At 39.8% G+C, this 22,214-nt stretch carries 13 protein-coding genes; 5 read left to right on the top strand and 8 right to left on the bottom strand.

Translation table 11 applies throughout. The features are described 5' to 3' along the window. Positions 1 to 62: 62 nt before the first annotated feature. The 6 genes from UABAM_RS04450 to UABAM_RS04425 all read right to left on the bottom strand — a co-directional run bounded on the left by UABAM_RS04450 (position 63) and on the right by UABAM_RS04425 (position 12,020). Positions 63 to 3,710 (bottom strand): serine/threonine-protein kinase, encoded by a 3,648-nt coding sequence (locus tag UABAM_RS04450; protein WP_151966795.1) that lies wholly within the window; start codon positions 3,708 to 3,710, stop codon positions 63 to 65. A gap of 224 nt (positions 3,711 to 3,934) precedes the next feature. Continuing rightward, the gene (locus tag UABAM_RS04445) at positions 3,935 to 5,782 is read right to left on the bottom strand and encodes an acyl-CoA dehydrogenase family protein (protein ID WP_151966794.1); all 1,848 of its coding nucleotides are present in this window, start codon (positions 5,780 to 5,782) and stop codon (positions 3,935 to 3,937) included. A 124-nt stretch (positions 5,783 to 5,906) separates the two neighbouring features. Then, positions 5,907 to 6,545: a TetR/AcrR family transcriptional regulator gene (locus tag UABAM_RS04440; RefSeq protein WP_151966793.1), complete on the bottom strand. Its 639-nt coding sequence runs from the start codon at positions 6,543 to 6,545 to the stop codon at positions 5,907 to 5,909. A 98-nt stretch (positions 6,546 to 6,643) separates the two neighbouring features. Beyond that, positions 6,644 to 10,201, bottom strand: coding sequence for a WD40 repeat domain-containing serine/threonine protein kinase (locus UABAM_RS04435; RefSeq protein WP_151966792.1), 3,558 nt, complete (start codon positions 10,199 to 10,201; stop codon positions 6,644 to 6,646). Positions 10,202 to 10,299: 98 nt separating this feature from the next. Beyond that, on the bottom strand, positions 10,300 to 11,358 hold the full coding sequence (locus UABAM_RS04430) for a mandelate racemase/muconate lactonizing enzyme family protein (RefSeq protein WP_151966791.1): 1,059 nt from the start codon (positions 11,356 to 11,358) through the stop codon (positions 10,300 to 10,302). After that, the gene (locus UABAM_RS04425) at positions 11,349 to 12,020 is read right to left on the bottom strand and encodes a nucleoside/nucleotide kinase family protein (RefSeq protein ID WP_151966790.1); all 672 of its coding nucleotides are present in this window, start codon (positions 12,018 to 12,020) and stop codon (positions 11,349 to 11,351) included. The genes UABAM_RS04430 and UABAM_RS04425 overlap by 10 nt, the downstream gene beginning before the upstream one ends. Before the next feature lie 335 nt (positions 12,021 to 12,355). Between UABAM_RS04425 and UABAM_RS04420 the strand changes: the two genes are divergently transcribed. Further along, complete coding sequence (locus UABAM_RS04420; RefSeq protein WP_151966789.1) at positions 12,356 to 12,820, top strand: Hsp20/alpha crystallin family protein; 465 nt, start codon at positions 12,356 to 12,358, stop codon at positions 12,818 to 12,820. 46 nt (positions 12,821 to 12,866) lie between these two features. Here UABAM_RS04420 and UABAM_RS04415 read toward each other — a convergent pair whose 3' ends face one another. Further along, complete coding sequence (locus UABAM_RS04415; RefSeq protein WP_151966788.1) at positions 12,867 to 14,279, bottom strand: MBL fold metallo-hydrolase RNA specificity domain-containing protein; 1,413 nt, start codon at positions 14,277 to 14,279, stop codon at positions 12,867 to 12,869. Next, complete coding sequence (locus tag UABAM_RS04410; protein ID WP_151966787.1) at positions 14,260 to 14,652, bottom strand: DoxX-like family protein; 393 nt, start codon at positions 14,650 to 14,652, stop codon at positions 14,260 to 14,262. The genes UABAM_RS04415 and UABAM_RS04410 overlap by 20 nt, the downstream gene beginning before the upstream one ends. A gap of 173 nt (positions 14,653 to 14,825) precedes the next feature. Between UABAM_RS04410 and UABAM_RS04405 the strand changes: the two genes are divergently transcribed. From UABAM_RS04405 to UABAM_RS04390, 4 genes are read left to right on the top strand one after another with little or no spacing between them, the layout of a single operon-like run. Further along, the gene (locus UABAM_RS04405; protein WP_151966786.1) at positions 14,826 to 17,030 is read left to right on the top strand and encodes a HEAT repeat domain-containing protein; all 2,205 of its coding nucleotides are present in this window, start codon (positions 14,826 to 14,828) and stop codon (positions 17,028 to 17,030) included. Between the two features lie 10 nt (positions 17,031 to 17,040). Further along, positions 17,041 to 19,290, top strand: a complete 2,250-nt coding sequence (locus UABAM_RS04400) for an outer membrane protein assembly factor BamB family protein (RefSeq protein ID WP_151966785.1) — start codon at positions 17,041 to 17,043, stop codon at positions 19,288 to 19,290. Positions 19,291 to 19,313: 23 nt separating this feature from the next. Next, the gene (locus UABAM_RS33880) at positions 19,314 to 21,320 is read left to right on the top strand and encodes an AAA family ATPase (RefSeq protein ID WP_261343962.1); all 2,007 of its coding nucleotides are present in this window, start codon (positions 19,314 to 19,316) and stop codon (positions 21,318 to 21,320) included. Continuing rightward, positions 21,289 to 22,188: a DUF58 domain-containing protein gene (locus UABAM_RS04390; protein ID WP_151966784.1), complete on the top strand. Its 900-nt coding sequence runs from the start codon at positions 21,289 to 21,291 to the stop codon at positions 22,186 to 22,188. The genes UABAM_RS33880 and UABAM_RS04390 overlap by 32 nt, the downstream gene beginning before the upstream one ends. Positions 22,189 to 22,214 lie beyond the last annotated feature (26 nt).

Genomic DNA, 22,214 nt, shown 5'->3' with positions numbered 1-22,214 from the left:
TTAGGCAATACTACTGGCGTATTATTAAATGAATCATATTTTTGTCTAAATGATGACACGCCCTACTTTCTATTGAAAAATGCGTCGAGATTTAATCCTGGGAACAAACCAGATATCACTTGTCGCGTAATTTTCTCTTTCAATTTTGATCTACGGTACATATTGGCGTAACGTAGGTGTATATTTTCGGCTTTCATGAGTGCGCGTAACATTAACAGCGCCTCTTCTTTCTCGTTGTTCTCCCAATACGTTTTGGCCATCCACACACTTCGTGAAAAGCCTTCAGGTCTTTGTAGGTGAGCCTTGCGTAGTATTTTTTTCGCTTGGGCAAACATTCCCATTTGCAAATACAACTTTCCCGCAGAGAACTCGATCACCACACTACGCGTTTTGTTTAGTATGGATTTTAGTTCTTCTGCCACCTGCTCTTTTGTCGAAGGATTGTTGAGAAACGTCACTTCCGCCAACATCAATTGATAGCGTAGATTATCTTTTTCTAGATCAAGCGCTTTTTGCAAATCACTTTTTGCCAAACGGTAATTTCGCATTGCTCGGAAATAAAGCGCTCGGTTAAAGTAGTACTGTGCATTTTCAGGATCTAAAGTAACGGCACGTACCAACATTTGCAGCAAATCTTTTTTCTCCTTGTCGTTTAAACGAAGGAGTAGTCGACTGATTCCAGAATAATACAACTCCATAAAATTTTCAGCAGAATTCATCTGATCGTTGTATGAGTTCATTTTACGACGTACGGTAAAATAAAATGCACTGTAAAAACCACGAGCCACACCTTTACGTACAACGACGTCTTTTGAATTTTTCGCCAAGTTATATATATTATTGCGTTCTCGTGTACTCATCGCTGCCCAAGCCGCCCAAGCCGCTTGGCGCATTTTGGGTTCGCGATCGCGGATAAATTTCTTGGCCCACGCAATTTTTTGCGGATGACTCTCTTGGAATATTAAAGGATGGCGGTCTTTGCTCGCGCATTGCAAATTATGCATGATCAGTAGTTTTACGCTGGGGGTTTCTTCGGGGAAAAATTTGATGGCATCGTAGGTCACATTGTAGCCCAAGGTAATTGCCATATAGGCGTAATTTGCGGCACGTATATCTTCACTCGGATAGTTTTTAATATTTTCAGCAATTCTCACTAAGATAAAAGGAATCTCTACAAGGCTTGTTTTTTGCAAATAAATGAGGGAATATACCGCGATATGACGCGCGAGGACGCGAAGCATAAAATGATTTTGCGGATCTTTTATAATTTTTTCTGGAAAAACAGGGCTAATACGCGCCAACGCGTATGTCAATGTAAGTGCTCGTTTACCTACACTGTTCTTCTTAATGTACTCTTCAATATAATTTCTCAATATACCCTCATCAAAAATACGACAATAACGCAAAACAGTGGTGTTGATATCGTAATCCTCGTCTTCAAGACCTTTGCGACATAAATATTTATTCTTTTTATCCTCACTGTAAAGCGAATTCCAGAAATAGTAATGAGCGTAGTGGCGTATGATTCGATCTTTATCCATTCCTGCGATTAAAATTTTTCCCGAACGAGACGATATGCGTTTCGCAGAAGCATTTTGTTGGTTGAATGCGTTTCCTGCCGCACAAATCGCAAGTTTTTCATCGGAAGAGTCCATCCATTTTTTCAGTAACCGCAAATCAAAATCTTCCACGTGTTGTGCCAAGAGTGTTTTTAGAGTATTGTCTTCTATCTTAGAAAAGAATTTTCGCAAATGCGCTGGAACTTTCACGGAAATGTTTTTTGCATGTAAAGCGCACAAACATATACTACCGAGAAAGCGATCACTCTTGTTATAGATACTGCGTCGAATATTTTCAAACTCATCGGTGTACATTAGACTACACGCCGCTAAATACCGATGAAAAGTGTTTTTACCGTTGTACAGAATATTCTTAATTTCCGCTATCGACACTTCATTTTTATTTCTTGGATTATACACCGCATTGTGCAGTTCTTTTTGTATTTGCAAACTATGTAAATTGGCAAAACGGTAGTAATGAATATTTTTTGCCTGCACCTCAAATTTGTCTAACAAGTTATTGCGCCAGTAAAAATAACTTATGTAATGCTCGCGTCGCATCGCTTTTAATTCATTTTCGAATATGTCTGGTGGTGAAAGGTTAACGAAGGCATAATTGACGGCGATGGTTTGGTAGTGTATGAAAAGATGCAATTCCGGGTAGTCGTGGGCGGCCTTATATAAATTAGTCAAAGCCCTAAAGTTCAGACTGTCAATTTCCACAGCCTTCGCAAATTTTCGATGCGCTTCATTGTGTTTGTTTTGTTGTTGTAATGCCTCTCCCAGATAGTTGTGAATATCACTATTGTACGGCTCCAAGCGTATACTTTCACGAAAGTTTTCTACTGCCAGAGACAATTGATTGTTTTCCAAATAATAACGTCCGAGATACTCATAAACTTTCGGCTCTTGAGGTAAACCTTGCTGCGCTTTTTGTAACCAACTTACGATTTCGCCCTTTTCTTCTGAGCTATCGAATCCCTTCTCGATGGAACACATAGATCTATACAGATTCAACATGCACATGTAGTAAGAATCTTTCTTACTAGGATTTTCTTTCACATGTTTAAAAATTTTCTCTAAAAATTTTTGTGCCTCATCATAATCTCGATCCGCCATGAAATTCGTCAGCGGTTGAAAAAACAGCTCCTCTATTTTTACAGGAGGTGTTGTCGGCTCTTTTTGTTTTGGTACATTCTGTACAGGATAGAAGTACAAACAAGCCAACAACAAAATCGCACATGATGCTACTATCCATTTTCCTATGCCACGCTTCGCAAAAATTGGCGATTCACCATTGAGAAAGGATTGTATATCTTGCGCCATTTGCCCTGCTGTTTGGTAACGCCTTTTTTTATCTTTTTCCAAAGCCTTCAGGCAAATTTGATCGAGAGCTTTTGGAATTGTGCGATCCACTTTACTTGGTGCAGAAGACTTTTTATGTAGAATAGAATAAAAAACCTCATTGATATTCGTCATGGGAAACAGCATTTCTCCGGTAATGACTTCATAAAGTATAATTCCCAAAGAAAAAACATCGGAACGGCTATCCATTTCCCGCAACCGCCCACGTGCTTGTTCCGGAGACATGTAGCTAGGGGTTCCCATAAAAGTACCTGTTTTGGTGAGCGACTTATCTTTGGTATGTGTTATTTTCGATAGGCCAAAATCCGTCAAATACGGCTGCTGTTCATAGTCAATAAGAATATTTTCCGGTTTTAAATCGCGATGTAACACATTGTGACTATGGGCATAGTCAACAGCCTCGACAATCTTTACAAAAATTTTTAGCTTATCCTCAAGCGAAAGTTGGTAGTGCTGCATCCCGTCTCTTAATGACATTCCTTCCACATATTCCATCGCAATACACAGCATATTTTCATGGGCAAAGAAATTATAACACTTCACAATATTTGGGTGATCCAATTTGGCGATTGCTTGGGCCTCACGAGCAAAGCGTTTGCGTAAATAAACCTTGTTGTGCAGCAAGATTTTAAGTGCCAATTCTCGGTGTAAAGTGGGGTCATGTACTTTATACACAACACCCATTCCGCCCTTACCAAGTTGATCGATAACTTCGTAAATACCATACTTTCTTCGTGGTTTTTGTGGTGCATTTTGCGGATTTTGATTTTCATTATGTGGGAACATTATTTTCTCGAAAATTATGAAGTAGACATTTATCTGAATATTGCATGACGAATGGTTCTATTTTATATTATAGGACTATGCTTATCCAACAATTATTGTCTTACCAGATAATAAAATGGCTTGTGATAGCGATTTCGAATAGTAAGTGAGGTGAAGTAAGGTAAAGCGAGGTAGTAAATAGGAGGTAAAATTGTTAGGGCACGAAAATCGTGCCCTGGAGATATCTAAGAACTTACTGCCGCGTGTTCTCTATTTTGCTCTACATTCATTTCCGTGGTGTCGGACTCTGATACATCATAACCTTTTTCCGGCTTGTACATTTTCCAATCACTGTAAATTCCCGAGAGTCTTGGTATAACCAGCTTGTAGTAACTCCAGAACAATTCTTTGCGACTATCGTCCATTTGCGCGTGCTGATCAAGAACCCTCAGAGTCTCTAAATAGGATAGTGCCTGACAGCAAGTCTCGGCATGAACCATCAATCGATCAATATTCTCTTGTTTTTGCCAATTTTTGGGGTGCAAGAATACGGAAATATTTCCTAGACGTAAACACTTTATCACCAAAGAAGTAAAATTTTTCTTAAAAGAATACTGCACCTCGCGAAACGTTTTTGTCGTCTGTTCACACCCTTCGATATAACCCGCAAAAGGGTGTCCTTTAATCAAAGACCCGAACCAACGTTTGGGATTTGAAAGAATCGCCTTCAATAAATCCTTCAATGCCATTAACGATTGAATTTGCGAAGTGCCTTCATACAATAGCGCTCCAATACTATCGCGGTGCAGTCTCTCCACATCATACTCTTTCATAAAGCCATAACCGCCGTGAACTTGAATGGCTTTCAAGGATAGATTTGCATATGCTTCGGAACCATAATATTTTACAATAGGTGTGCGGCGTCTCACACACTTTTTTGCCTTGGATAACAGTTGCTTGTGTTCTGGTGACAGCGTCTCTCCGTGCTGGACTTTTAAATCTAATTTTTGATAAATATCATACCAAGAAATCGTATCTGCAATAAGTGCGCGGAATGCATCCATCTCTGCTTTGTAATCCTCAAGGTTGCGCTTCATCAAAGGAAGCTCGGCAACAGGTTTGCCAAATTGCTTTCGTTCTCTGGCATATGAAAATGCGCGATCAAGACTTGCTTCAATACCACCTAAAGACTGAATGCCTGTCGCGATGCGCGCCTCATTCATCAAATGCAACATTATTTTGAAACCTTGGTCGTCATCGCCAACTTGAGTGGCCACACTATCTTCAAAAAGAACTTCACATGTAAAAGAACCATGCAGTCCCATTTTATCTTCATTTTTACTTATGGTGTAATTGTGGTGCTTTTTGCCGTCGATTTCAATCCACTCTTCTACGAAAAACAACGAAAGTCCTTTCAAGCCTTCAGGGGCTCCTTCTTTGCGCGCAAGAACTAAAGCGAGACCACCGCCACCATTGCTGATAAAAATCTTTGCGCCGTTTAGCAAATATTTTCCGTCGGCAGTTGCCACAGCTTTTGTCCTCATAGAACCAACATCGGAGCCGCTATTTGGTTCGGTGAGGCACATACAGCCACTGATTTTCCCTTCTACAATCTGTGGAATATATTTTTCACAAAATTCAGGAGCACAAAAGCGTTCCAACATATCGGCAGTAAAGATAAAGGCCCCTAGCTGTATAAAAGAAGCGGAGCAACCACGTCCTACTTGGGCAGTACCAAACAGGGATAGTGTAACAGGAATCCCCATACCATTGTATTTTTCAGGAACGGCAAGCCCAAAAAACCCAAGATCTGCTGCTTCACGGTAAAAATCCTGTAGTTCTTTGCTGGGAACTGTACTACCATTTTCAATGATTCCCGCTCCTTTTTCGTCAAGTAAGCGTGCACGCGGTGTGACGGAGCGATCACTCCACTGAGATACTTGGGCAAATATTTCATCGAAAAACTCATGTAATTCTTCTTCGTTTTCAAAATCTTCCGTAGGAAAACTCGAATAGTAAAGAGGTAATATCGTCTTCCAATCAATGGCGTTTTTCAAAAGCCACTTCCATTCTTCTGCATGGTAACACGTCATTTTTTTCTCCTGAAAATTAGTAAGCGGACTGGTCCGTCAACTATTATAAAATAAACGGACTAGTCCGTCAACTATTTAAAACAAAATAGATTTTCCATGAGGCTACATGCAGAAATGTATTTTTTTATGCCGTGTTAGGATTACTTTGTAAAATACCATGCAAAATAATATTAAGAATATCTCTCGCTTGATTTTCAAATGATTTGCATCGACCAGAAAAGTAATTGGTGAAGATAGTTCCGTATACGAGATCATTAACCGTTTCCAAAATTCTCTCGTTGGTGACGTTATGCGTGCTGTTTTGTTCGATAACGTTCTTGCACAATTCTTGCCACTGTTCTACGTGCGCAGAAATGCAGCCGAAATAACTTGGTTTCTTATCATCTTTAAAACCTGCACGCTGCTGAATGAGAAGCTCTATGTACTCGGGATACTCATCAAAAAATGACAAGTAGGAGTAAATGGCCTTACTAAACTTATCGAGTGGATCTTTTATGTTGGAGATTTCCGCGTCTACTTTTTCACTTAAGCATCTCATTCCTCGTTCTACTGCGGCGAAAAATAATTCTTTCTTTGTCGAAAAATAACGGTAGATAGTCCCCTTACCGATATTGAGTAAATCGGCGATTGTTTGTACATCGGTGTTGGGATACCCGTGTTGTGCAAACGTTTTTGCGGCCATTTCTAAGATTTGCTTCCGACGACGCACGACTAATTCTTGGTTTTTAGGGCGTCCCGGTTTTTTTTTATTTGAATCACTCATCTAAACTTATCCATAAATTTTGTCACTGTGAAGACAAACCAATTGCAACCTTCTTATTATAAAAACAATTTGCATTTTGCCCAACAAATTTTTCGTGGTTAACGTTTCATTTTCATCGTGATCACATTACCATAGTGCGATGGTACTGCTAAAAACTCCCATGATGGTAAAACAACGGCGGCACCACCTTTGAAGTAACCCGCCAAGATTTCTACCTTCGCATCATAATCGACATCGTAGAGATATATGCGGTCGAATTGAAAAATAGCCAACTTGTTTCCTCGTGGGGAAAAGGAAAGAAAATTTACTTTTCCATATACGGGAATGGACTTTTCAAACGCATAGGTATTTTGTTTTTTCGTATATACCTGTATTGCATTCGTATCTCTTATGTATAGTGCTAATCTTTTTGGTGTCCACGCAATCGCTTGGACTCTCTCATTTATTTTTGTACTAAAATCGAGATGTTTACGAATGCTTGTGGCAGAAATTGTATAGATTTCTACTTTACCCATCATGGTTCCCACAACGAGTTGGTCGCCAACGATAAGGCGCTTTGTGATGATATACTTGGCTTTTTGTATATATTTTTTTGTATGATTTTTGAGATGGTAGCTGTATATTTTGTACGCGTCGTTTTTCTGTCTCTGCGTGAAGAGTAAGTGAGAACTATCTGTGGAAAAAATCGCAAAACCTTCATGCATTCCGCGACGGTATGTAGTTGGTTTAATATCAGCGATTACTTTCATCGTAGCTGTTTCCAAAACAACAATGCGTCCGTCGGTGTAAAAAAGGGACATTTTTTTCTCGTCGGGACTGAAGTCCAGTTCGCGGACCTCGCCATATAAAAAGTTATTGTCCACAACAAAGAATTTTTCAAATTTTTGGGATCTGTCCCATAAAAAAACCACGGTATTGTAACTAACAGCAATGTACTTTCCTTTTGGACTTAGATGCAACAAATTGCGAAACGCAGACGATTTGATCGCTAGCTTATTCAAAACAGCGATGAGATCTTTTTTCTTGTGCACGGCATAGTCGCCATCCAGGTTTTTTTCGACCAAAAATTCCTCATAGGTGAATTTACCTTCGCGAAAACCAATCACTCCGATACTTTGCTTACCAACAAAGTGAACATGCGAAATCAGTAAACCGGTGTCGTACATTACGATTGGCTTTACGGAAACTTGGTCCCACAAAATTACCTTGCCTTCCTTTTCCGCAGTGGCAAAGAGACGTCCGCTTTGGTTAAAGGTGATATCGACAATTTTCGTTTTGTGATAATTGACGGAGGAACTCATCTTGCCCGCCAGCTGCAAAATAGTCAGCTCTCCTTGATCGTCGCCGTAGAATAATAACTTGCGATCTGGAGATAAGCGATTGGCGTGGACTTGACGTCCTAAAAACGAAACACTACTGGTAATACTCCACGCGTCTTTTTTTAATTCCCAGGTAGCAATAGAGCTTTCAATTCCTCCAATTAGCAACGTACCACTTTTATCGAAATAAATAGGGTTTGAATCCGAGATACGATGCTTGGTATCTATTTCTATTTTTTTACGTGTTACAATATGGAAAAGTATTAATCTCTCGTATGCCTTAATGGCAATCCACTTTGTCCGAGGCGAAAATGCCAAATGGTGAATATTACGTACCTCAGGAAACGCATAAGTTTTCTCTTTCATCGTCTTTAGGTGCATAATTTTAATATCCGTTTGCCAAGTACACACTAAGTAATCGCCACATATCGTATAGTGAACACCTTTTGTGACGATTGCCTCCTCTTCCTTCAACGTTTTGCTGCCTCTTTTCCAAACAAAAATACGTTGATTCGATGACAGACTAATGTAATTTTCGTCGACATAAGCTTTATGAACATACGATATGCTTTTGGCCTCTAGAGGGGTACTTCTTTTCACAATGGGTATCGTTGGCGCTACAGAATACTCAAGAAGTAAATCAACATACGCTTTTTGTTGCGCTGGCAGTTCAATCTTTTCAGAAATTTCCTTGGCCGCGAAAAGTTCGTCTTTGGCCCGAGACATCTTTCTCTGCAAAAATTGATACTCTGCCATTTTGATATGCGCCGTTACCAGTTGCTTCTGCGATTTGGCCAAAGCATGTGCTTTTTCTACGTTGTTTTTTTCCAACTGTGCTAAAGCGTGTTCCTTTTCGATATTGTTCGTTTCTAATTGCCCGATTAATTTTGTCAAACGTTGGTTTGTTCTCGATTTTTCGATAGAAAACCAACCGATCACCGCCATCAAAATAGCTGCCAAGAAAATGCTTGCCGTCAAGAACTTGTGACGATAACACCATTTGCGCATGTTGTGCAAAATATTTACTTTTACCGAAATAGGCTTGTGCTGGAGATAGTTCTCGATGTCTTGCTTTAAATCCTGTGCCGTTTGATAGCGACGCTCTTTACTTTTCTCCAAGCACTTTAGACATATAAGCTCCAAATCTTTGGGGATATCCGAGTCGAGCATGCGCGGAGCGATGGGGTCATCATTACAAATTTTATATACGATTTGAATATACATATTCCCCTGAAAAACCGTACGTCCAGTTAACATTTGATAAAAAGAGGCGCCTAAAGAATATATGTCAGAGCGAGAATCGACTTTTTGTCCCTGTGTTTGTTCGGGAGACATATAAAACGGTGTCCCCACAACATCTCCTTGTCGCGACAAACTATTGTTCTCATCAATCATTTTCGCCAAACCAAAGTCCATCAATTTAGGCTCACCTGCCTCGTCCAACATTATATTGTCCGGTTTGATATCGCGGTGAATAATGCGTTTTTCGTGTACATATTGCAAAGCACTACATAGCTTTTGCATAATAATCGCACAGTCTTGGTATTTTCCCTGGAGTTCTGACAGCTTGTCGCGCATACTTTGGCCATTCACATATTCCATCGCAAAATACATCTTAGGCTCCTGCCCTGCATCAAAAATTTGAATGATGTTGGGATGCTGAAGTGCCGCCACGGCTTTTGTTTCTTGGATGAATCGTCGTACATTTAATTCAGATACACGTTGATTTGTAATCACTTTCAGTGCCACAAAACGATTTAACTTCGTGTCTAAAGCCTTAAAGACGATCCCCATTCCTCCACGGCCTAATTCAGAAAGAACCTTATAGTGTCCCACACGCGTCAATTCGCCTTGGGTATTGCGATAAGCGTCTACTTTTTTAGAAAACTTTTGTAGATACTGATATGCCCTTTCGATGTCTATTCCCTCGGAAGGTTCGGACGGAATTTGTATGGCTTGCAAAAAGATTTTCATACTATCGATATCGAATATTCCCTCTTTGAGCATCTGTGAAGCGAGACTTTTTGCCAGAGTAACAGAAAGAACATCGCAGCGTATCAAGCTGATATAGGGTTTTTTCGCCGCAACACGATGCAAATTGTCGTAAAACCATAATGCACATTTGGCATTGTCGACGACTTCTGTTTCTTCGAGTTTGGTCAACAGCAAAAATTCAATATACCAATAATGAAAATTTAATTGGTCTTTCTGTTGTTGCTGCGTATTGAGATAGCCGTATACACTCACAAAGTTTGTTTTGGCAAACTGCTGTGTTGTCGCTTCATTGATCCACCCTAAAGTCTCTAGAATGTACGTAATGAACATCTCTTTTTTCATAATAAACTCCAATGGATTTGGTGGTTTATTTCACAATTACGATAAAATAACGTGAAAAAACAGAATATTGTTTTTGAGCTCGCAAATGGACCCGGAGATCATAGTTCACAAAGCAATTTGTAATCGCGCAAACTATGGATGTCTAAAAAACCATTGTTGTAGTTGATTGGTTTCTGTAGCATATGTGTCTTGAGTTTTAATGGAAAGCTGAGTTCACAAGGATGCGTTACACCTTCCTGGCTCGCCATTATGGCACAAAAAATTGTTCCCAAACCACAACTCGCCTGGGAACCGAGCATGACACCTTTATGGTGTTTTTTTGCCTCTTCGAGCATTTTAAACGAATAGTAAAAACCACTGCGTGCGGTTTTTATATTAAGGATATCGAATGTATTGCATTGTAATTCACGTTGCAAATCGTTTAGGGTAAAACAAGAATCATCACCAATAATCGGCAAAATTTCCAAAGATCTCAGATATTCTCTTTCTTTGATTAGGTGTACAGGTAATGGTTCTTCGATGTACGCAACGCCTAAGTTTGCCAGCTTTTCTAAACGTGCCGGGGCTTCTTTGGCGTCCAAAGTTTCATTGGCATCGACATATAAAATTACTTCATCCGAAAACTCTGTTTTCAACGCTTGAATAATTTGTTCATCGTGCTGGCTGTCACGACCTATTTTTATTTTGAACACACTCACACCGTTGGCAAAGACTCTCTTTGCCTCCTGAAGCATTGTTTCGATATTACTAATTCCCAATATATAACTTACGCGAATTTGATTTTTTTCTCCGGCATAGGCATCCACAATATTTTGTTGTCGCTGCTTGGCGCGGAGATCGTAAATCGCCATATCAATCGCCCCTTTTGCGCAGTGATTGTTGGGAATGCTGTCGAGCACATTGTATATTTCTTCGTCATCGCTAGAAAGTCCAATGAGTTTTGTCGAAAATAGCTGAACGATTGCGGTGATACTCTCACGCGTTTCACCATATATTGTAGGACGTACAGGGGCTTCAGAAATACCAATATTCCCTTCTTGGTCTTCCACTTTAACCAGCATATGTTCTATGGACTTCAATTCTCCAAACTTTCCCCAGCGCAATGCTCCATGCATTTCGAGTTCAAAGGGAGTTGTTTCTATTCTTTTTATGTACATTGTAGCCACTCCTGGATAATCTCATTAACCTGTGTAATGTTGTGGTTACTCGTATCCACATAGCAAAGTCGTTTGCGGGAAAGATTTTCTTTTAAAAATGCCGCCGTTTTTTGCGCATCGTAATTCTGCTTTTCACTATGGATAATTTTTTTGGCTTTCGCCAACTCCTGTGCCGAAACACCATCTACCGCAGCGTCATGTTGCATAATATTTTCGAGCGTAACTTGATCAAACTCGTCTTGTCGACCCAACAAGCGCTGTAAACGAACTTCTTCGGGAGCGTCCAACATCACAAATCGCGTTGTTTCAGGAAATTTTTCTATTGCTCCGCGTACCTCATTTACTCCACGCAGATTGTCAAAAACCAATGTTGACGCGGTTGAAAATTCGCGTTGTTGTAAATACACCGCGACGACATGCGCCATTCCATCGGGAAAAATTTCGCGGTATGCTGCTGTCATTTCAAACCTTTTGGCGCGATCCCCCACTTTTTGCAATTCTTCCCCACGCATTTTTTGGATATGGGGAATAATGATGTCGTCTGTTAGTTTGCGGCGATTAGGAAGAAGTAAAAACTGGGAATTGTTATGCAGTAAAACCTCAAGAGTAGAGCTTTTTCCCACACCGGTGAGACCAATGACGAATATGATATTTTTATGCATCGTTTTTTCTCTGAAAAGGAACAGAAATTCAAGTGACAAAACTGTGTTCGTAAGCGTTGATACATCGTTAACAGAACATTTAACAGTGTTTAAGACAAATTAACAAGTATGTTTTCATTGTACAAGAATAACCACGGCAATTTAAGACGCTATATCCTTTTTTTTCAATATTTTCAAATTGACAGCTCCTTTCCAGTAAATTTTTGGCATAGATCTTGCATATTTAATTAAACAATGAATGAATTCCTTTATATAAAAATTCATAACTTTAAGATAGGTAATACAAATCCATCGTTAAACAGTAAGCTATATTTTATCGATTAGGAGGACTAGCTATGAGTTTTCTATCCAAAAATAACAAAAATACCATTGATACTTTCCAAAAACATATGAACGATCTATTCGAAAACTTTTGGAAAGATCCGTTTTCTTTTCCAAGCAGCAACAAAATGTTCAAAGAGATGAGCTTTTCACCGAGTATGGATGTCAAAGAAGATGAAAATTCCTACCATGTAAGTGCTGAGCTTCCCGGTTTGACCGAAAAAGATGTGGAAGTGAATTTTGAAGACAATGTACTCAGCATTAAGGGTGAAAAAAAGAACGAAACGGAAAAGAAAGAAAAGGGTAGTTACTACAGCGAAAGAAGTTATGGTTCTTTTTATCGCAGTATTCCTTTTCCTAAAAACATAGACGCCGCCAAAATTGATGCGACATTTCGCAATGGTGTACTAGAGGTTACTTTAGGAAAACAACAAATAGCCGAAGATAAAAAAACGAGAATAGAAGTAAAAACCAGCTAAATACATTTTACAAAACCGGAGTTTTAAAAGACTCCGGTTTTGTTGTCTACGGAATGAGAATTTCAATATTGGGAAATTCCTTTTCTAAAACCTCTTTAAATGCGCGCTTTGTGCGATCATCTCCGTGAACAAGGCGTATTTCCTTGGGTTTTTTCTCCATATCGCGCACAAAATTCAACAACCCTTCCTGATCAGCATGTGCAGAATACCCACGCAATGTATACACTTGTGCATTGATATCATAGCGTTTTCCATCTAATTCTACATAACCGTTACGTGGTCCGTATTTTTGAATATCCCTACCAGGAGTACCATAAGATTGATAACCGACAAATACCACATCCGTACGCGAATCATCTAATAAGCTCTTTAGATAGTTGACAACGCGTCCCCCCGTACACATACCACTCGCAGCAATCACAATTGTGGGACGTGCTGTTTTTTTCAAATACTTCACAGTTGAAAGGTGCTCTTCATGATCTCCAATCGTCGTCATTTGGTCAAATGCCAATGGATGCCGACCTTCTTTTATACGATCCTGAGCTTCATAATCCCAATAATCGCGTAATGTTTTGTATACTTCGGTAAAGTTATTTGCCAAGGGAGAATCGATCACAACTTCGACGTCTTCCCAGTTTCCCTTGTCATGAGCTTTATTTTCACCAAACTCATGAATAATATGCTCAAACTCATAGAGGAGTTCTTGAGTACGACCAATACTAAAAGCAGGTATAATCACCACGCCGCGATCGCGAAAACAGTGCTCAATAATCGACTTTAGTACCTCGCGTCTCTCCTTGCGCCCCTTGTGGTTTTTATCACCATAAGTGCTTTCTAAGATAAGTACATCCGTTCCCTTCGGAGCGTTTGGCGAGATAAGAATCGGTGTGTGCGTTGCTCCCAAATCTCCGGAGAAAAGAATTTGATGGGTATTCTTTTTCTCCTGTAATTCACACTCGACATATGCGGAACCAATCACATGCCCTGCGGGCGAAAACTTAATTTTCAGTTCCTTGCCTTTTGCCGTCAATGCGATGTCATGCCACTTGCCATACTCCACAGCGACAATTCTCTCTTCAATAATTTTAAGAAAGCGATCTATCAAACTCTTGTTTTTCGTAACACCAATGTGCAAAGCATCTTCCAAAATAAGAGGTAATAACTTGGCTGTAGGAATTGTACAAATAATCGGCCCCTCAAATCCCGCAGCTAGTAAATACGGAATGCGACCCACATGATCGATATGGCAATGTGTAACAACCAAAGCGCGTATATGCTCAATAGGAAACTCTATTTCTAACTGATTCGCCCCTGCCCCATCCATGGATTTTTCTTCACCTTGGAATAAACCACAGTCAACGAGAATACCGTCTTTACCTGCGATATTCAATTCGTGACAGGAACCAGTGACACCATCGACAGCGCCGTGATGTATAATGTTATAAACGTTGTTTTTCATCGGTCTTCCTTGCCTCTAAAGAAATAAGTGATAATGCGATCATTGTAATACTTAAAGTTGCGGGGTTAAAGGGAAAAATAAACAATTCATGCGCCGTAAAAAACGCTGCGACAAATAGCATTGTCAACGCTGCGATGTTCAAAAAATGTAGCATTTTATGAGACGGGATTATAAAAAAAAGTATTCCAAAAATACATTCGGCAATACCTGCGCAGATCACCATCGTAACCGCTTGATTCTCTGTAAAGAAACCACTGTGTGTGACCATGGCAATTTCTTGCGGATGGCGGGCAATAATCTTAGGTAGTAAACCTTGGTAAATCCAACAGATTCCAAGAGTTATATTTGAAATAACCTGTATCTTTGTATGCATAGAAATTCCTTAACTTGACAAATGAGGGATAATTATAGCAAAAAGCTCTACTACATAAAAGTGTCAGATAATGGCAACGCGCCTACTATCATACTTGACAAGTTCCCTATGCAAATGATATCATTAGCCGAAACTTATTAACATTTTATCTCCAATGTTTTGAGGAGTTAGTCGTGTCTTTAGATCGTGATAAAATAAAAAAGAAAAGAAGTTCGAGCACTTCACGAACATCAAGCAGAACTTCCGCAACCGCAAAACCTCGTGTAAAAACAGGAAAGGTACCTGCCAGCGGCAAGAGGAAATCAACAGGAACAACGCCGCGTATGAAATCGAGTACTACAGGTGAAAAAAGAGTTGCAAAGAAAGCAACAAGGCCGGTAAAACAAGCAAGACCGCCGAAAAAAGCCAAGCCGGCCAAAAAAGCGAAACCAGTAAAAGTCAAACAAGAAAAGGCGCCAAAAGTACGCCAACCCAAACCACCCAAACCGCCGAGAAAAATAAAATTTCCTAAGCTAGGGATCAAAAAGCGCGAAAAGAAAATGAAGGGTCGCGTTTATCGCAGCGTAAAAGAAAGATCTTTAATCCCGCTTTTGGTGTTACTACTCATCGTAGGTGGTGGTGTAGGATTTACATACTGGTACGATTCTCAAGCTCCGATTCGTTTAGTGGGCGACTTGAAGAATTTTGACATTCCAGAAGATCTACAAAATTTTGATCCGCGCAATGACCCTGTTTTGGTTCCCATTTTACGAGAAGGCGAAGGATGTTTGCCCGAATTAATCAAAAAATATCCTGCGATGAAGGAAAACGAAAAAATAGGTACATTGGCTTTGATACGCTACTTCAAAAATGAAGAGAGCATGAAAATTTTGAGCCCAGCTCTTCTCAGTAAAGATGAGCGTTTAAAAACCCTTGCGGCAACCGCGGCAGGCTTTATGGAAGAAAAAGCTGTTGCTACCTTGAGAGAAGATTTGAAGAAAACTTCGGGAGAACAACAGCAATACATCATAAATGCTCTTGGACAAACAAAAACTCCAGAGGCTTTAAACATTCTTCTTGAAGAAGTTGACAAAGAAATAAGCGCTGAAAAGAAGATATATATCATCGAAGCGCTATCTAACTACACAGAACAAAAAGCTGCCGAAGGAATTATTAAACTTGGGGTAGATAAAAACCGTGATGTTGTACAAAAAGCAACTTACATTCTTGAAATTCATCGCCAAAATCAAGTGCTACATCCTTATGCATCGGCGTTGGTGGAAATGGTTGACAGTAAACTTATTGATAGTCAAAGTGCCGTAGAACGCGCGCGTATCATAGACATTATTGGCGTTATAGGTAAGTGTACAAAGCCTTCGGGAGATAATTATGTAAACCGTTTTCGTGGTTCTATACGTAAGTTATTGAACAACGACAACGAAGAGGAAAAAGCTGCCGCAGCACGTACGCTAGGTGTGTTTGGCGATGATCAATACATTGATCGTTTGTTCAAATTACTAAGACACAAATCTGAACTAGTGGCCACAAGTGCCGCAGAAGCCCTTGTGAAAATAGGCGACTCTGAAATTCCGACCAAAGTACTGGAAAACTCCTTTGTCGATAGTAATAGTAAAGTGATCTTAACACTCACAGCAAAACTACTCAATGAATACTATTTGTATCTTTTGAAAGACCAAAAAATACAAGAAACCGTCGAACAAATTTTTAGAGTCATGCACCGTCACAAAACAAACCAAAAGATTGCCGGTGAGTACTTTGAGTTGTTGTTCCGCTACACGGAAACTTCTCCTTTTAAAATGTCGACCAAAGACAGCAAACTGCTTGTTGCACTAATAAAAAAGACACCGACACCTCCTAAAAAGAAGAAGAGGAACAAACCATTAACAAGAGCGGAACGCGAAAGAGAAGAAAGCAGAACTCTGACAAAACGCGAAAAGCTATTTGTGATCATCGAACGTTACATGAAGCATTCTCCACAGGAAGGTAATTTAAAACTGTTTATCAGTGGTTTTAACCAAATGCAAGATGGTGATGCCAAAGAGCGCTTACACAAAGCCTTAGAAGAGTATCGCAAAAAATGCCGTGCTTGCCACCAACAAAAGCCGGTCGAAGCGAATACGAAAAGTTGGCAAAACTGGTACACCACCATGCAGAAAGTCGACAGTTTTATCGCAAAAGCAGACGAAAAAATAGCCCAAGCGAAGCCACTGATGGTGAACAAGCTTAAAGCAGATTTAGAAAAAGCAGAAAAACTTTTGAAATCTGCACAAAAGATGTATCAAGATATAGAAGAAAAGACACAGTTTAAATTCACCCAAAAAATGGAAGATATATCCACCTTGCTGTACGAAACTAAAAAAGCAAGAGGTATCAAGTAGAGGCCCAAATATGAAAAATTCTTCTTATGTTTTGATTTGTATGTTCTTAATTGGGAGTGTGTGGACGCAGCAAGTCCAAAAACGCACCATATATATCGAAAAAGATATCGAGATAGAAGAGCGTATAGATAATGCTATATCGAAACAAATTAGTAGCGACGTTGAATACGCTGCTAGCGAGTATAGCAAAATTTTAAAAATATGTTCCGGAATCGTGACAAAATACCGAAGTAGCAATATTAGCGAATTAAAAAATCTCGAAAGCATTATTTACAAATACAAGGGGCAAAATTTTTCTTTTCAAAAGAACAATCAAAAGCCGCAATCAAATATATATATAAGGGAGATATTTGATAATTTTGATTTAATGCTAACTCCTAAACAGCTCGAGATTTTAAGTGGGAGTTACAAAAAGCCCGTTGCCAAGCTATGGCAAATTCAGTATGAAAATATTGCCCGCGGTCTAAACATAGGTATGCGTCCGTATCTACATGCATTGCTGAAACAAATTTCTCCTGACGTAAAGAAACGTTTAGTTTCTTTTGCCAAGGACCGAAATACAGCTTTGCAGTTATCTTGGAAGAACTACAACCCCAAAATAGTTGAAGAATTTTTAGCCAAAAATCCGCTACAGTTGCACCATGAAGGTATGTTGGTGCAACTGGGGGATTTATATTTTGCCTGTGGGCGAATTGATCAAGCCTTAAATGCCTGGAGAACAAGCATCCAATACTTCCCGAATTATCAAAGAATTCTCACCGTTGCCAAGATTGCCATTGCCGCATATTTGAATAAAGATATGCATATTTACAAACACTTGAGCTCTAGATATCGTAAAAGTAATAAGAAAATGACAATTGGCGGAGAAAATACCTCCATTGGAAAGTTTTTACAAGAAATCCCGAAAAAATTTAGTCACAAACCGGGAAATGGATGGTTTTCTTTTCGAGGGAACAATGCGAATAGTGGTACGACACCAGACTTTGACTTTAGCAAAATCAGACGATCGAGCACCGCATCTTATCGTTACAGAAATGCTTCGACTCAAATATCTTTACCCATATTCGCGAATAATCTGGCATATATAAGACGCCCAAATAAATTGATTTGCGTCGATTTAAATGATATACTTCCACAAAAAAGTATGTTCATGAAACCCAAATGGGCTGTGGATGATATCCCTTTAAGCCCGCGCAATTTTAAAAATAATCCGCGCTATACAACCGCGACATACAACAACGGTAATGTTTACTACTTTACCACACAGAGAAAAGACAATAGTAAGTTTTCCAGAATCTGTGCGCGCGATGCCAAAAGTGGCAAATTATTGTGGCAATGGGGAAATGCAAAACAACATTTTAATTTTTCTCCTGTGGTTGTTGGCAACAAACTGTTTGCGAGTGTAACGCGATTTGTGGGCGAAACAAGTACCGAAGTTTACTGCTTTGACATTAGCGACGACAATGATCCTAAAATCCAAAAGCGCTATAACCGCAAAGGTAAACTTCTATGGCGTCGTTTTATTGGTTCGGCAATAGAGAAGGATTATTACAATACTTCTGACAAAGTAACCATTGGCTCTGGTATTGTAAGTGGATATGGAAAAATATACTGTTGTACTAACCTAGGGGTAGTTGCGGCAATTGATGTGGTTGATGGTCACATACACTGGCTCAATCAATATCACGATCACAAAAAACAAAAATATCAATTGCGTAGTAATGCAATTCCAAGAAAAATCAAATGGGAAAATGTTCCCCCTATTGTCAAAAATGGCAAGTTGTATGTCACCCCCACTGATTCAGATAAACTATACATTTATGATTGCTTCAGTGGCGCCTTACAACGCGTGTATCCTGATAATACACAAAATACCGTTTTTGACCGCGTTTTGGGAGTAGACCGCAATGGTATTGTTTATATTGCGGGGCAAGGTAATCACAACAAAACAAAGGTAGTTGCCTTACAAGAGGAACAGTCGCGCGAAATTTTATGGGAAAAAAATATTTTCGGCGCCATCAACGGCATAGGCAGTATGAGTGACAATAATATATACTTTCCTACGGACACTCGATTACTATATGCCATACGAAAGTCAGATGGCCGTTCATTGAACTTAAATTACGACAAACAAATGGCATATTTATTTACGCGAAGAAGACTCAAAAACTACACAATAAATATATTCCAACATAACAAAAAATCTTATTTCGTTTTATCTGGTAGAAGTAGCATACTTTTTTTTGCAAAACCTCATTAATTTTGAATAGAAAGAAGTTACAGATGTCTCAAGATGAAAATACTCTTGGAAGCCAAAATTCAGATGATCAAAATCGCAATTTGGCACAGAATAGTGAGTCACAAAACGACGAAGGTGTAAAAAAGGAAGACGTAGATAAAGATAATGAGGTATCTGCGACGGATACACCTACAAACAATTTGGGAAACAATGAAAGCTCCGCAGTACAAGAGTCCGATGCCGCGTCATCTACTGTGGAAAAGATAGAAGACCCAGAAGAAGAGTTTGATACCCCTAAGGCGGTAAAATCTGTTAACGATGAGACTATCAGCGAAGAGTCTGGTGTTTCGGCGCAGAGTTCTCCCCCTGAGGACACAGAACAAACATCTTCCGAAACTCAGCAAACAGAGGTACAAAATACTGAAGAGACATCTTCTGAAACTTCGAATAGTCCATCACCTAAAGAGACGCAAGATCGCGTACCTCAAGAAAACTCTTTACCAGATAATGAAAATAGCGAACAAAATACTTCTTCCGATGATGAAACTTCTGCCAGCGAAACCCAAGATACTTCGTCCAACGATAGCGAGCCTGTCAGCGAAGAACAAGGTGCTTCTGATGGTGAAACGTCTGCCAGCGAAGAACAAGATGCTTGCGATGATGAAACGTCGGCCAACGAAGAACGAGATACTTCGCCGGACGATAGTGAGCCTGTAAACGCAACCCCGGATACGGTCCAAGAACCAGTAGAAGAAACATCTACACAAGCGCAGGAAGACGAAAAAAAGGAAACATCGAGTACAACTACACAAGAAACTGAGGCGTCCACCACTCAAAATCAAGCAGCAGAAAATGTTGCGCCAGAAAGTAGCCAGCCAGAAAAACCCGCTACTTCTACAGAACAAACCGATAATGATGAAATTTCTGTTCAAAGTACCCATTCAGAATCACATGATACTGAATCTAAAAATGTACCAGTAGAAAGAAAACCTATGGAAAATACAACGGCTCCAACAAATACAGAAGAAAAAGACCAGGAAGTTATAGCGAAACTCCAAAAAGCATACAAAATTTTAAAAAGTGAAATTAGCAAAGTAATTGTCGGCCAAGAAAGAGTAATCGACGAAGTTCTCATCTCGATTTTCTCACGCGGTCACTGTTTACTTGTAGGGGTTCCTGGACTTGCAAAAACAAAACTAATATCCACATTAGCTCAAGCCTTATCTCTTTCTTTTTCGCGTATTCAATTTACTCCGGACTTGATGCCTTCTGATATTACGGGGACCGAAGTTATTCAAGAAGATAAGCTATCTGGGCAAAGACAATTTAAATTTTTGCAAGGACCTATCTTTGCAAACGTAGTTCTTGCCGACGAAATTAACCGTACTCCGCCCAAAACTCAGGCGGCGCTACTCGAAGCGATGCAAGAACACCAAGTAACCGCTGGTGGACGCAAACATACCCTTCCACAGCCCTTCTTCGTATTGGCAACACAAAACCCCATAGAACAAGAGGGAACCTATCCTCTACCAGAAGCGCAGTTGGACCGTTTTATGTTCAATACACTTGTAGAATATCCTACAGAGGCGGAAGAACTACAGATCATGAAAATGACCACAATGGGTTCTGATGCAGACATCTCTCAAGTAGTTTCGAAAGAAGATATCATGGAACTACAAAAAATCGTGCGCCGCGTTCCTATTGGAGACCATCAAATTCAATACGCAATGAGTTTCGCGCGTATGACACGTGTGACAACACCGGAAGCACCTGATTTTATTAAAAACTGGCTTTCCTGGGGTGCAGGACCTCGTGCAAGTCAATACCTAATTATTGGTGCGAAAGCGCGTGCAATTTTGCGCGGCCGTAACTACGTTTCGACAGAAGATATACGTGCGGTAGCCCATCCGGTACTACGCCACCGTATTATTACCAACTACAGTGCTTCCGCAGAAGGAATTACTCCAGATAAGGTAATTGATAAACTAATTGAAACTATTCCTGATAAGGCAGCAGAAGATGGAAGATTATCAGAAGTACTTAAATCCTAAAGTTTTAAATAAAATAAACAACTTGGAACTCAAAGCGCGTCTTATTGTAGAAGGTTTTATCTCGGGATTACACAAAAGCCCCTTTCACGGATTTTCTGTAGAATTTGCACAGCACCGCGAATATGTTCCAGGAGACGATATTCGTTACATTGACTGGAAAGTGTACGGGCGTTCGAATCGTTACTACATCAAAGAGTACGAAGAAGAAACAAGTTTAACAGCTTATTTGTTACTAGATAGTAGCGCTTCGATGCAGTACGCTAGCGAAGGTAATATGTCCAAATACGACTATGCTTGCCATGTGGCGGCAAGCATAGCCTATCTTGTTTTTCGACAACAAGACATGGTTGGTTTTTGTACTTTTGACGATAAAATTCAAAAAATATTGCCATCGTCATCCAATGCGGCATACCTACGCGATATAGTCAAAACTATGGCGGAAGTTTCCCCACAAGAAAAAACCGATATTTCCGAAGTTCTGAAGTATGTCGGTGAAAGACTTAGGCGACGTGGGTTAGTTGTAATCCTTTCCGATTTTATAGATGAAACCGGAAATATTTTAGCTGGTTTACGCCACTTACGTCACCGCAAACACGATGTGGTTATTATGCACGTTCTCGATCCAGACGAAATCAATTTTCCACTACAAAAATTGACCCAATTCGAAGGTTTAGAAGATGTTAACAGTAAAGTAATCATCAATCCACGCGCTATAAGAAACGCTTATTTAGAAGAGATAAATAAATTTATATCCCATTTAAAGAGTGGATGCGTGGCCAACCGAATTGATTACGTACAGATAACAACCGATCAAGATTTGGGTGTTGCTCTTTCTGCGTATTTAGCCAACCGCGCTGGAAGAAGATAGGCGACGAATTTATCCTAAACAATTGA

This window comes from Candidatus Uabimicrobium amorphum, assembly GCF_009002475.1.
GTDB classification, from domain to species: Bacteria; Planctomycetota; Uabimicrobiia; order Uabimicrobiales; family Uabimicrobiaceae; genus Uabimicrobium; species Uabimicrobium amorphum.
Note: the sequence above shows the minus strand (reverse complement) of the source record. Positions and strands in the feature narration are given on the sequence as shown.